The sequence below is a fragment of the Candidatus Andeanibacterium sp. genome, assembly GCF_057143545.1.
Genome location: NZ_DBNHSF010000094.1, coordinates 1 through 12687 on the forward strand (window position 1 = coordinate 1; position 12687 = coordinate 12687).

Below are 12687 nucleotides of genomic sequence, written 5' to 3' on the forward strand. Positions count from 1 at the left end.
GCCGCCAGCGGCGAGGACAGAGCCAGCAACGCCAGGAACATCCAGCGCTTCATGCGCCCGCCTCCCGCAGCTTCGCAAGCAAGAGGTCGACATGTTCGGGGCGGATATCGCCGATATGCTGGTAACGGATCGTGCCGGAGCCATCGATCACGAAGGTTTCGGGGACGCCCGACGAGCCGATGCCAAGCTGGACCTCGGAGATGTCGTCGGCGCCGATCCGGCTGTAGGGATTGCCGTTCTGGGCGAGGAACGCCGCAACGTCTTCCGGCCGGTCGCGCAGCGCAATCCCGACGATTTCGGCGCCGCGTCGCTGCAATTCGCCCAATTGCGGCGCTTCGGCGATGCAGGGCACGCACCAGCTGGCAAAGACGTTCAGGAGCTTCGGCCTGCCGTCGCGGAAATCCGCGGTGGTGACGCCGGGCAAGGTTTCGATCGAGGGTTCGAGCGCGAATTCGGGCAGCGGATTGCCGATCATTGCGCTCACGACTTCTTCCTGGTTCGGCTGCGTCAGTTGCTGCGCCGCCACGATCAGGAAGGCGGTAAACAGGCCGAGTGGAAGCCAGACCTTCCAGCGCCTAAGCAACATCGGGCACCTCCCCGCGGACCCGTTGCCCACGCTTGCGCGCCATGCGGCGTTTGAGGTCGGTCGACACCCGGCCGATCAGGGCCAGCAGCCCGCCCAGCCCGATCAGCACGCCGCCATACCAGATGAAGGTCACGAACGGCTTCCACCACAGCCGCAATTGCCAGCGGCCGTCTTCCCCCTGTTCGCCAAGGTTGGTGTAGAGCTGCCCGTTCCAGCGCGTGAGCAAGGCGCTCTCGCTGGTCTGTTGCGGCGGAGTCCAGAAACTTCGCGCCTGCGGGGTCATCAGCTCGGGCGCGCCGCCCTTGTAGCGCACTCGCAGGCTGGCTTCGAGCGCGGTCCAGTTCGGCCCTGCGTTGGGCGTGACCGAAACCAGCTCGACCTGCCATGGGCCGACCGTGGTCGTTTCGCCGTAACTCGCTGCAACGAGGCGTTCCTTGGTGAAGGCCGTTTCCGACGCCATTCCGAACAGCGTCACCGCGACCCCGAAATGGGCGACCACCATACCCCAGACCGAAAGCTGCACCCGGCGCAGATTGCGCCCGACGAGCGGCATCACGCTGCCGACGGCAACCATGCCGGCGAAGGCGAAACCGAGCAGCGGCAGCAACCCGACCCCGCCGATCAGCGCAACCGCGAACAATGCCGCCAAACCGACGACTCCGGGCAGCACGACCCTGCCGCGAATGCGGTCAAAACTGTCCCTGCGCCAGCGCAGAACCGGGCCGATTGCCAGCACCGCCAGCATCGGCAGCAGGAAAATCGCCCCGACCGGGTTGAAATAGGGCGGACCTACAGAAACCCGGATTCCGAACGCTTCGGTGACCAGCGGATAGAGCGTGCCCAACAGCACGATCGCCAGCAGTGCCGATAGCGCGACATTGTTCACCACCAGCGCGCCCTCGCGGCTGAACACGGCAAAGCGTTCGCCTTCCGAAATCGTCCCCGCCCTGAGGCCGAACAGCACCAGCGCGCTCCCGATATAGATTGCCAGCAGGACCAGCAGGATCGTTCCCCGCTCGGGATCGACCGCAAACGCATGGACGCTGGTGAGGACGCCCGAGCGGACCAGGAAGGTCCCGACCATCGACATCGAAAAAGCCACCACCCCGAGCATGATCGTCCAGGCGCGCAAGGCATCGCGCGCGGCCAGGACGCTCACCGAATGGAGCAAGGCGGTCGCGGCCAGCCACGGCATCAGCGAAGCGTTCTCGACCGGGTCCCAGAACCACCAGCCGCCCCAGCCGAGCTCGTAATAGGCCCAATAGCTGCCGGCCGTGATTCCGAGCGTGAGGAAGATCCATGCACCCAGCACCCACGGGCGCATTGCCCGCGCAAACTCCGGCGTCACTTGCCGCGTGACTAGCGCGCCGACAGCAAAACTGAAGGCAACCGAAAGCCCGACATAGCCGAGGTAGAGCGTCGGCGGATGGAAGGCGAGGCCAATATCCTGGAGCAGCGGATTGAGCCCCAGGCCTTCGGGCGGCGGCGAAGAGAGACGCTCGAACGGGTTCGAAAAGACCAGCAGGAAGACATAGAAACCGATCCCGACAAAGGCCTGCGCGCCGAGCGTCGCCAACATGGTCCGCTCGGGCAAACGCCGCCGTTCGAGCAACGCGATCAGCGCGCCGGCCAGCGCCATCACCGTGACCCATAGCAGCATCGAGCCTTCGTGATTGCCCCAAGTGCCGGAAAGCTTGTAGATCAGCGGCTTCAGCGAATGCGAATTGGCCGCCACGAGCTTCACCGACAGGTCGGTGATGGCAAACAGGTAAACCAGAGCGGCAAAGGAAATAGCGACCAGCGCGCCCTGCATCACCGCGAGCGGCCTGACGAGGCCGGAAAGCACCTCGTCCGCATTCCGCACCGCCACGACGCTGGAGGCAAACTGGAGTGCGGCGAGCGCTGCCGCCAGCCACAATGCGGCCAGGCCGAATTCGGCCATCATTGCTCGGCCTCCGCCACGATCCGGTGCGCTTCGGCATCGGTCATGTCCTGCAATTCGCGCGGGACGTAATTCTCGTCATGCTTGGCCAGCAAATTGTCGGCGACAAACACCCCCTGTGCATCGAACCTGCCATCGGCGGTAACGCCGGATCCTTCGACAAACAGGTCGGGTACGATTCCGGTAAAGCGGGTCGGGACGCGCGCTTCACCGTCATGGATCACAAAGCTGATGGTGACGCCGTCGGCCTCGGTTTCGATCGATCCTTCCTCGACCATTCCGCCGATCCGGATCGCCTGGCCGGGCGGCGGCGGCGCTTCCACGACCTCGCGCGGGAGGTAATAGAAGCTCGCCTGGTTGCGGAGTGCCCAGGCGGCAATCAGCGCCGCGCCGATCAGGGCGACCATCGCAATCGCGATCAGCACCAGCCGCTGGTGCTTGGGGGCAAGTCGCGAACTCACTTCTCGCGCACCTTGTCGCGGCGGGCCTCGCTCGCGCGCATGGCGAGCCAGCTCCACCCGACCAGCACCAGCGTTCCGATCACGCCGATCGCGTAAGCCGCGATCACGAAATTCCACTGGTCGAGCGCTTCGCGGAGCATCAGTCGGCCTCGGCCTTGCGGCGCAGGCGCGCCTCGGTCTGGATCTCGGCCAGCAGCATGCGCATCCGGGTCAGCACCACGCCGACAAAGATCAGCGAAAAGCCGACCGTGGAAGCGAGCAGGCCCCAGGCAAAGGGTCCGGCCATGGCCGAACCGCCCATCGAAAAGCTCGGGGCCTGGTGCAGGCTGTTCCACCAGATCACCGAATAATGGATGATCGGGATATTGATCGCTCCGACCAGCCCGAAAATCGCGACCAGTCGGCTCGAAGCGCCTTCGCGGCTGACCGCGGCGGCGAGGGCGAGATAGCCGAAATAGAGGAACAGAAGCACCAGCATGCTGGTCAGCCGCCCGTCCCACACCCACCACGTGCCCCAGGCAGGCCTGCCCCAGATTGAGCCTGTTGCCAGGCAGATGAAGGTGAAGCAGGCACCGGGGACGGCCACCGCGCGGGCTGCAAGGGCCGCCAATGGATGCCGCCAGACCAGCTCGGCAGCACTCGCCAGTGCGATCACGCTCCACCCTCCCATGCCTAGCCATGCTGCGGGAACGTGGATGAACAGGATGCGCACCGTCTCGCCCTGCAGGCGCTCGGGCGGCGCAAAGAACAGGCCATAGGTCAGAGCGGCGCCCGCCAGCAGCAGGCCCAGCACCAGAAGCGGCGCGGTCAATGCGCGGGCAAGGCGCAGGAAACGGGTGGGGTTGGCGAAGCCGTGCATTTCAATCGTTCGCTATGCGTGCCCCTTTGGCAGCGCAACGCGCCGGTCGCAAGTGAAAGCCTATTGTCTCCCCCCTTCAGGGGAGAGATTCGAAGGCTTGCGAGCTTGCTCGCTAGCCGAAGTTGAGAGGGGCAGCCCCCTCTCCCAACTCTCTCCCCTAAAGGGGAGAGGGCTTAGGCCCGGCCGATGAGCTTTTGCGCCATCCGGTCGGCGATTTCATTGGCCGGCCGGCGCTTCGCTTCGGCCTCTTCCCAGATCGAGCGCAGCCTCCCGGGAATCTGCTCGATCCGCCGATTCACGTCCTCGGCGCTATTCGGCTTCCCTGCCCGGCGCCCCAGATATTCGAGCGAGACGTCGATTATGCCCCCGGCGTTGATGACGTAGTCGGGAGCGTAAAGAGTACCCCGTTCGGCGAGCAGCCGGCCATGTCCGTGGCGGGCCAACTGGTTGTTCGCCCCGCCCGCCACGATCGCGCAATCGAGCTCGGGTATCGTTGTTTCATCGAGGATCGCGCCAAGCGCGTTGGGGCTGAACACATCGCAGGGCATGCTCATGATCGCTTCGGCCGCGACAACCGTCGCGCCAATTTCGGCGGCAAGCGCCTGCGCCTTTTCGGGAAATATGTCGGCCACGGTCAACTTCGCCCCGTCCTTCGCCAGGAGCCGCGCCACCCCGCTGCCGACGCTGCCCGCGCCCTGCAAGGCGACATGGACACCCGCGACACCGTTCTTGCCGAGCCTGTACGCCACGGCAGCCTTGATCCCCAAATAGATGCCGTAGGCGGTGAACGGCCCGGGATCGCCGCCGGCGAGCCCTTCGGCGACCGGGAGGCCCGAAACATGGTCGGTCTCCTCCCAGATTTCGAGCATGTCGGCCTCGCTCATCCCGACATCCTCGGCGGTAACATAGCGTCCGCCGAGCTGGTCGATGGCCTTGCCATAGGCGGCCAGCATCGCGGGCGACTTGGCTCGCTCGGGACCGGCGAGGATCACGCCTTTCCCCCCGCCCATCGGCAGCCCGGCCATGGCGTTCTTGTAGCTCATCCCGCGCGACAGGCGCAGCGCGTCCTTCATCGCATCGGCCGGGTCGGCATAATGCCAGAAGCGGGTTCCGCCTGCTCCCGGCCCGAGATGAGTCGAATGCAGCGCAATGATGGCAGTCAGACCAAGCGCAGGCTCGTGCACGAAATGCACCAGCTCGTGATCGTCGAAATCCGCTTCGGTCCAGAATGCCGTCATCTTGCCTGCCCTTTTCGAGCCTCATTGAACGGCAATCATGGCTGGAAAATGGGGCGATCGACGGGATCCGAACCCGCGACCTCCGGTACCACAAACCGGCGCTCTAACCGACTGAGCTACGATCGCCAAAAGCCAGGCACACATGCCGAGATGCGTGCTGTTAGGCCGCGCAGGAGAAGGGTCAAGCCGCTTCCGGCGCGGGGGCGAGCCTGTTGCACAGAGACGTGCCAAAGCAAAGCGAAAACTGCGTCCGGGAGCGGTTCGCGAAAGAATGTTGCGCAACCTGTTTCGCTTGATCGGCGCGCATCGCAAATTATCCTTCGCGCCATGCTGGCACCCGGCGATTCCTCTGTCGAAATCCTTCGCGCGCATCCCGGCATGCGCAAGGTGCCGACCGACCGGATCGAGATGTTCACCCTCCCCGGATTCCTGCCGAAGGAACTGTGCGAAGGCCTGATGCGGCTGATCGACGAGAACCGTCGCCCTTCGACGATCGCCGATGCCAATGGCGATCAATATTTCCGCACCAGCGAAACCTGCGATCTTGCTCCCGACCTGCCCGAAGTGATCGAACTCGAGCGCCTGCTGTTCGCGCTGAACCGGATCGACCCGGTCCATGGCGAACCGGTCCAGGGCCAGCGCTACGAAGTAGGCCAGGAATTCAAGGCGCATACCGATTATTTCCAGCCAGATGGCGTCGACTTCGAGAAATATTGCTCCGTCGCCGGGCAGCGCACCTGGACCTTCATGGTCTATCTCAACACCGTCACCGCCGGCGGCGCGACCCGCTTCAAGGTCATCAACAAGACCTTCCAACCCAAGCAGGGCACGCTGGTGTGCTGGAACAACCGTCGTCCGGACCTGAGCTGCAATGCCGCGACGCTCCATCACGCGATGAAGGTGCGCAAGGGGCTCAAATATGTGATCACCAAATGGTATCGCGAAAGACCATGGGGATGGGCCGATGAATGAGGAAACCGCGATTCGCCACTGCAGCTGCCATTGCGGCAAGGTGCGTTTCGAAGCCGAATTGCCGATGGTATTGCGCGGCTCGCGCTGCAATTGCTCGATCTGCGCCGCCAAGGGCGCGTTGATGGTCTACCTGCCGCTCGAGCAACTCCGGATCACCTCGGGCGAGGACTCGCTCAGCTGCTACCAATTCAACACCATGGTCGCGAAGCATTACTTCTGCGCGCATTGCGGCATCCATTGCTTCCACCAGGCGCGCTCCGACCCGGACAAATACGCCATCAATGCCGTCTGCATCGAAGGGGTGCGGCCGTATGAGGATTTTCCGGACGTCGCAGTCTATGACGGCGTGCATCATTCCAAGGACCACGGCGGTGTACGGCGGCAATCGGGCAGGTTGAGATTCGAGCCGTCGCAAGACGGCCAATGGCAGGAAGACCACGGGTAGCCGAAGCGAAAAGGGCGGCCCCGAAGGACCGCCCTGCGCATGATCTGGTGATCGAAGCCTTGCTTAATTCTTGAGCGCCAAACCCTTACTTCTTCAAGGTCAATCCGCCGAAACGCTGGTTGAACTTGGCCACGCGCCCGCCGTCCTGCAGCCGCTGCGGGCCGCCGGTCCAGGCCGGGTGGCTGGTCGGATCGATTTCGAGCGACAGCGTATCGCCTTCGCTGCCCCAGGTGGAGCGGGTCTGGAATTCGGTGCCGTCGGTCATCTTGACCGTGATCATGTGGTAATCGGGATGCGTATCGGCCTTCATGGCAATATCCTTCGTACGCTTTGCCGGTTCCGACCGGCGGTGCAATTTCGGAAAGGCGCGCGGATAGCGGCGGCTGCGCCAAAATGCAAGCGCAAGTCACTCCTTCGGCGGGTCGGCGATCATCGCGGTGAATTCGCACTCGCAAGTGGTCTTGCCCTCGACGCTCGCCGTGCCCTTGAACCTATAGACCCGGCTGCGCTTCTGGACGAATTCGACTTCGAGATCGAGCAGGCAGCCGGGCGTCACCGGGGCGCGGAACTTGGCATTCTCGATCCCCATGAAGAAGACCAGCTTGCCGGTTCCGGCCAGTTCGAGCGTCTCGATCCCCAGGATCGCGGCGGCCTGCGCCATCGCCTCGATCTGCAGCACGCCGGGCATGATCGGCGCTCCGGGGAAATGCCCCTGGAAAAATGCTTCGTTGAACGAAACCGCCTTCACCGCGTGGATTCGCTCCCCGAGTTCGAGCGACTTGACCCGGTCGACCAGCAACAAGGGGTAACGATGCGGCAAGGCCTTGAGGATCCTGCCGATATCGTATGCTTCGCTCATCTGCAGGGCCCCCTTGGCCGATCAGCGGCCTTCGGGTGCGGTAACCGGCGAGCCCGCGGCATTGGGAGCAGCGGCACCCTGCGCCTGCTGCGCGGCCTGCTGCTGCGCGCGCGCGATGGCAAACACCTGCTGCACCTGCTGGTTCAGCTGCATGGCGGCTTGCGACGGCTGCCAGCCCTGCGGCGGGACGATATTCACGGTCGGCACGCGGGCGTAAAGCGCAGTTGCCACTGCCTCGGTGATGTCGGCCGCTTCGGGCGCATAGGCGACGGCTTCGGGGGACAGCACGATCTGGATGTTCCGGTCGCTGATCACCTGCTGCAATGCGGCCGAATACTGCGCCGCCACCTGGCTCACCACGTAAATGCGGGCGAGCTGGAGCGGGGTTTGGGCCTGGGCGATCTGCTGATCGATCTGGCCGACCTGCTGCACCGTCGGGTTGGTTTCTGTCAGCGTGGCCTGCTCTGCCTCGTCGATCTGGCCATCGCCATTGGTGTCGAGCGTCTGGAGCAACTGCTGGCGCTGCGTCTCGAGCTGCTCAAGCTGGGCAATTTGCGCGGCATAGGTGGTCCCGATTTGCTGGAGACCGGTCTGCAACGACTGCGTACTCGCGACCGCCACCGCGATGTCGGTGACGGCAATGCCATTAACCTGGGCGCAGGCAGGGGCCGATGCAACGGCCATGGCGATACCGGCGGCAAGCGCCGGCTTGGAGATGAGTTTCATTAGAACTGGGTTCCTACGTTGAACGTGAATGCCTTGGTGTCATCACCTTCGGCCTTTGTAATGACGTGAGCGAAATCGATCCTGAACGGACCGAATGGCGAGTTCCAGTTGACGCCAATGCCGATCGCGATGCGCGGCTTCGGGGTATCGCCCACGAACCGCTCGCGGAACGGCGCCACCGAACTGCCGATCGGGATATTGTTGGCGCTTGTCAGGCAAGAAGGCGGCATCGGATTGATCGGATTGGTGACGGTGGTGATGTCGCCGGCGGCGGTCCCGGGGGTACACACCGGATCGCCACCTCCGGTTGGCGTGACCAGCGTCGCAACATTGATCTGGGTATACAACGCCTCGCCATTCTGGTTGCGCGTCGGGATGAAAATCCCGTCGGGATAGGGGCTTTCGATCAGGATCGGCTCGGTGACGTTGAACACCGCGCCGGCGTCGATAAAGATCGATGGCCGCAGGCCCAGTTCGCGAACGCTGGTCCCGAGCGGAATTTCGAGCTCGGCCGTCGCAAGGTAATAGGCCGTGCCTCCCAGCGGGTCGTCGCGGATATCGTCCGACGAGGCATCCGGGTTGAAGGGATTGATCGGAGCGTAAACCGGGTCGCTATCCGGATCTTCGGGATCGATCCAGGGAAACTCCCTGATGATCCGCGGGCCGACGCCGCGGATGTCGAAGCCGCGAATCTGCGGATCTCCGAGGAAGAACCGGTCGGTCAGGCGAACCTTGTCTTCGCCTTCGCCGCGATCCTTGAAACCGAGGATATATCCGCCTTCCGCGCTGAGCGAGAAAATGAATCCGCTGCCGAGCGAGAAATACTTGTCGGCATTCGCTCTTAGCCGGAGATAGGAAACCGAACCGCCAAGGCCGGCGAATTCGCCCGTCGCCACGACATTGGTGCCGCGGGTGGGGCGGACGCGACTGTCGAGCGTGTTATAGACCCACGACAGGCCGAGGATCGAACTGGTGTTCTCGCCGATCGCGTCGCACAGATAGCGGCCAGCCCGCAGCGGATCGCATTCGAACACATTCGGAGTGACGCGGTCGGAATAATACAGGTTCTCGTCGACCTTGATGTTGTCGATATTGAATGTGTAGCGCCCGATCAGCGACATGTATTCGGTCAGCGGCACGCCGGTCCGGAGCGAGAAGCCGGTGGTCGACTGCTCGAAGGTCGTGTTGCGGTTGCTGCTGTAATAATTCCAGTTGTTGAGATCGCGGCGGTAGAGGTCGACCCCGAAGGAGAAATTGCGGTCCCACACATAGGGCTCGACAAAGCTCAGATTGAAACTGCGCGAATAGCGCGAATAATTGACGCTTGCGCCGATCGTCTGGCCGCGACCGCGGAAATTGCCCTGGCGGATCGACCCCTGGAGGATGAAACTCTCGAGCGAGGAAAAGCCAGCCGAAAGCTGGAGCTCGCCGGTCGGCTGCTCCTGGACATTGGCATCGAGGACGATCCGGTCAGGCGCAGAACCCTGGCTCTGCTCGATCTCGAAATTCTCCTGGAAATAGCCCAGCGAGTTGATGCGGTTGGTTGAACGGCGAACCGCCAGCGAGTTGAACGCATCGCCTTCGGCAATCCGGAATTCGCGGCGCACGACCTTGTCCTGGGTCAGCGTGTTGCCGTTGACATTGACCGCCTCGACATAGACGCGCGGCGCTTCGTTGATAACGAAGCGGATGTCCATCGTCAGTGCTGCCGGATTGCGCGAGAATTGCGGACTGACATCGGCAAAGGCATAGCCGAACGTGCCGGCCGCCTCGGTCAACTGCTCGACCGTGTCCTCGACCAGCTTGGCATCGTACCAATTGCCTTCGCGGACGGCCAATTGCTGGGCCAGCAATTCGCCGTCGAAATCGCGGATCTGGCTTTCGACCTCGACCTTGCCGAAACGATAGCGTTCGCCCTCTTCGACCACATAGGTGATGATGAAATCGCGCTTGTCGGGCGTCAGTTCGGCGACCGCCGAGACCACGCGGAAATCGGCATAGCCTTCGGTCAGGTAGAATTGGCGCAGCTTCTGCTGGTCGTAGGCCAGCCGGTCGGGGTCGTAGCTGGTCGAGGAGGAAAACAGGCGGAAGAAACGGGCCTGCTTGGTCACCATTTCGTTGCGCAGATCGCCATCGGAAAAGGCTTCGTTGCCGATGATGTTGATCTGCCTAACCTTGGACTTGGGCCCTTCGGAAATCTCGTAGACGATATCGACCCGGTTCTGCGGCAGCGCCACGCTCTTGGGTTCGACCACCGCGGCAAACCGGCCCTGACGCTTGTAGAGTTCGATGATTCGGGCGACGTCCGCGCGGACCTTGGAACGGGTAAAGATCTGGCGCGGCGAGAGGTTGATCTCGGGGAAGATCTTGTCGTCCTTGATCCGCTTGTTGCCTTCAAGGATGATCCGGTTGACGATCGGGTTTTCCTGCACCTGGATCGTCACGTCGCCGCCTTCGTGGCGGACCTGTACATCGGCGAACAATTCGGTGGCGTAGAGGTCCTTCAGCGCCTGGTCGCCGGCGCTGTCGGTATAGGTATCGCCAACCCGGAGCTGGATGTAGCTGAGGATCGTCTGCGGTTCGAGCCGTTCGGAGCCCACCACGACGATCGAGCGGATCCTGTATTCGGCGGGCTGCGCCGGCGCCGCGACCGGTTCCGCTTCGACGGCGGCGCTGGTCTCGGTCGATGGAAGCGGTCCGTCATTGTCCTGGGCCAGGGCCGATGCGGGCAGGCCCGCAAGAATCGTGCTGCCCAACAGGGTAGCGGCAAACCGAGGTGCTGAAAGTCTCCTGCCCTTAAGGCGCATTTCCCGTCCAATCATCGACACGGCTATCCCGTATTCATACAGCACGCAGACGCCCAGTTCCGGTGCGGGAAACCCGCGTGGGCAGCAAGCGAATGCCGCCCTTGCCCGATGCCGTGTCGCCAATCAAGCAATTGTCCGGTGAAAGCTGCCGCGATGCCGTCCTTTTCCCAGCTCAATTCCCGAAGATCGGGAGCGAAGCGATATCATTGACCGTGACGAACAGCATGAGGGCAAGCACGAAGGCTATGCCGGTGCGGAACGCCCACTCCTGACTGCGCGGACCGACCGGCTTCCGGCGAACCGCTTCGGCCGCATAGAAAGCCAGATGCCCGCCGTCGAGCGCAGGAATTGGCAGCAGGTTAATGAATGCCAAATTAATTGAGATCATCGCGACGAACCAGATGAAATTGTCCCATCCGAGCGACAGCTGCTCGCCCGAAAATTTGGCGATCTTGATCGGTCCGCCCAGTTCGTCGATCGGCCTCCTGCCGGTGATGATCTGCCACACGCCCGTCACCATGGTGACGATGATCTCGCCGGTCTGGTCGACCGCAAGCGTGACCGATTCAGCCGGTCCTACCGGGACAAACTCGCCTTCGACAGAGCCGATGCCCAACTGGCCCTTGCGAAATTCGTTTCCGAAACGGTCGCGCTCGATCAGCGTCGGAATTGCGAGTTCGTAGCCGACCCGGTCGCCATCCCTTTCGACCACCAGCTCGATCCGGCCTCCGGGATCGATGACAACGCGATTTGCGAGCTGGCCGAAGGATTCGACTGCGATGCCATCCATCTCGACAATCCGGTCTCCCGGTCGGATTCCGGCTTCGTAGGCCGCACCGCCTTCGATCACGCTGCCGACCAGGGGCGGCACGACAGCCTTGCCATAGGCCAGGTTGAACCCGGCCAGGATCACGATCGCGATCATGAAATTGGTCACCGGCCCTGCCGCCACGATCAGCGCACGCTGCCACAGCGGCTTGGCCTGGAAAGTCCTGGCGCGCTCGGCCTCGGGCAGGTTGAGCCAGTCCTCGCTCGGCTGGCTCGCCGGGTTCATGTCGCCGGCGAACTGGACATAACCGCCCAGCGGCAGGGCCGCGAGCCGCCAGCGGGTGCCGCGCCGGTCGGTCCAGCCGGCCAGTTCCTTGCCGAAGCCGACCGAAAACACGTCCGCCTTGACCCCGAACCAGCGGCCCACGAGGTAGTGCCCCAGCTCGTGCAGCGTCACCAGCGGCCCCAGCAGCAGCAGGAAGCCGACAATCCACATCCAGGGGGAAACGGATTCAGGCACTGGCAGTGAGCTCCATGAGTTCTGCGGCCCTAGCCCGGGCCTCGGCATCGACCGCCAGCACCTCTTCGAGCGTGGCGGGCGCGGAGGGAATAGCGCGCGACAGCATTATGTCCACCTTTGCCGAAATTTCCGTGAACGCGATCCGACCGGCGAGGAATGCGGCCACCGCCACTTCGTTCGCGGCATTGAGCACCGCGGGGGCGGCCCCGCCGGCCTCGGCTGCCTGCCGCGCCAGCCGGGTTGCCGGAAACCGCGTCTCGTCGGGCGCCTCGAAAGTGAGCACGCCGATCCGGGCAAGATCGAGCGCTTTGCACGGCGTTTCGATCCGGCGCGGCCAGGCGAGTGCGGAAGCGATCGGCACCCGCATGTCCGACGGGCCAAGCTGGGCGAGCGTCGATCCGTCGCGATATTCGACCATCGAATGCACCACCGATTGCGGGTGGACGATGATCCGCAAGGCATCGAGCCCGACCGGGAACAGGTGGAAGGCCTCGATCAGTTCGA

At 63.5% G+C, this 12687-nt stretch carries 13 protein-coding genes, 1 tRNA gene and 1 pseudogene; 2 read left to right on the forward strand and 13 right to left on the reverse strand.

Going from position 1 to position 12687, the window contains the following annotated elements:
* Positions 1-49: 49 nt before the first annotated feature.
* The 7 genes from AC16XC_RS05920 to AC16XC_RS05950 form a co-directional block, all read right to left on the reverse strand.
* Positions 50-586, reverse strand: coding sequence for a DsbE family thiol:disulfide interchange protein (locus AC16XC_RS05920; RefSeq protein WP_484033723.1), 537 nt, complete (start codon positions 584-586; stop codon positions 50-52).
* Positions 576-2531 carry a heme lyase CcmF/NrfE family subunit gene (locus tag AC16XC_RS05925; RefSeq protein WP_484033724.1) on the reverse strand — a complete coding sequence of 652 codons (1956 nt, stop codon included), beginning with the start codon at positions 2529-2531 and terminating at the stop codon, positions 576-578. The genes AC16XC_RS05920 and AC16XC_RS05925 overlap by 11 nt, the downstream gene beginning before the upstream one ends.
* Positions 2528-2989, reverse strand: coding sequence for a cytochrome c maturation protein CcmE (gene ccmE, locus AC16XC_RS05930; protein ID WP_484033725.1), 462 nt, complete (start codon positions 2987-2989; stop codon positions 2528-2530). Before ccmE ends, AC16XC_RS05925 begins: the two co-directional genes overlap by 4 nt.
* Entirely contained in the window at positions 2986-3129 is a 144-nt protein-coding gene (locus AC16XC_RS05935; protein ID WP_484033726.1) for a hypothetical protein, read from the reverse strand. Before AC16XC_RS05935 ends, ccmE begins: the two co-directional genes overlap by 4 nt.
* Complete coding sequence (gene ccmC / locus AC16XC_RS05940) at positions 3129-3848, reverse strand: heme ABC transporter permease CcmC (protein ID WP_484033727.1); 720 nt, start codon at positions 3846-3848, stop codon at positions 3129-3131. Before ccmC ends, AC16XC_RS05935 begins: the two co-directional genes overlap by 1 nt.
* A 173-nt stretch (positions 3849-4021) precedes the next feature.
* On the reverse strand, positions 4022-5086 hold the full coding sequence (locus AC16XC_RS05945; protein WP_484033728.1) for a Glu/Leu/Phe/Val family dehydrogenase: 1065 nt from the start codon (positions 5084-5086) through the stop codon (positions 4022-4024).
* Between the two features lie 49 nt (positions 5087-5135).
* Positions 5136-5212: transfer RNA gene (locus AC16XC_RS05950), tRNA-His, on the reverse strand.
* 201 nt (positions 5213-5413) lie between these two features.
* Between AC16XC_RS05950 and AC16XC_RS05955 the strand changes: the two genes are divergently transcribed.
* A complete protein-coding gene (locus AC16XC_RS05955; protein WP_484033729.1) occupies positions 5414-6058 on the forward strand; it encodes a prolyl hydroxylase family protein in 645 nt (214 codons plus the stop codon).
* Positions 6051-6503 carry a GFA family protein gene (locus AC16XC_RS05960; RefSeq protein WP_484033730.1) on the forward strand — a complete coding sequence of 151 codons (453 nt, stop codon included), beginning with the start codon at positions 6051-6053 and terminating at the stop codon, positions 6501-6503. The genes AC16XC_RS05955 and AC16XC_RS05960 overlap by 8 nt, the downstream gene beginning before the upstream one ends.
* Before the next feature lie 85 nt (positions 6504-6588).
* On the opposite strand, the gene rpmE is transcribed toward AC16XC_RS05960, so the two are convergent.
* The 6 genes and pseudogenes from rpmE to AC16XC_RS05990 all read right to left on the reverse strand — a co-directional run.
* Entirely contained in the window at positions 6589-6813 is a 225-nt protein-coding gene (rpmE, locus tag AC16XC_RS05965) for a 50S ribosomal protein L31 (protein ID WP_484033731.1), read from the reverse strand.
* 96 nt (positions 6814-6909) lie between these two features.
* Complete coding sequence (gene fabZ / locus AC16XC_RS05970; protein ID WP_484033732.1) at positions 6910-7362, reverse strand: 3-hydroxyacyl-ACP dehydratase FabZ; 453 nt, start codon at positions 7360-7362, stop codon at positions 6910-6912.
* A 21-nt stretch (positions 7363-7383) separates the two neighbouring features.
* Positions 7384-8088: an OmpH family outer membrane protein gene (locus AC16XC_RS05975; protein WP_484033733.1), complete on the reverse strand. Its 705-nt coding sequence runs from the start codon at positions 8086-8088 to the stop codon at positions 7384-7386.
* The gene (gene bamA, locus AC16XC_RS05980) at positions 8088-10910 is read right to left on the reverse strand and encodes an outer membrane protein assembly factor BamA (RefSeq protein ID WP_484033734.1); all 2823 of its coding nucleotides are present in this window, start codon (positions 10908-10910) and stop codon (positions 8088-8090) included. Before bamA ends, AC16XC_RS05975 begins: the two co-directional genes overlap by 1 nt.
* A 157-nt stretch (positions 10911-11067) precedes the next feature.
* Positions 11068-12183, reverse strand: coding sequence for an RIP metalloprotease RseP (gene rseP / locus AC16XC_RS05985; protein ID WP_484033735.1), 1116 nt, complete (start codon positions 12181-12183; stop codon positions 11068-11070).
* Positions 12176-12687 (reverse strand): annotated as a pseudogene (locus tag AC16XC_RS05990) (1-deoxy-D-xylulose-5-phosphate reductoisomerase); the annotation flags it as partial. The pseudogene AC16XC_RS05990 and the gene rseP, both read right to left, overlap by 8 nt.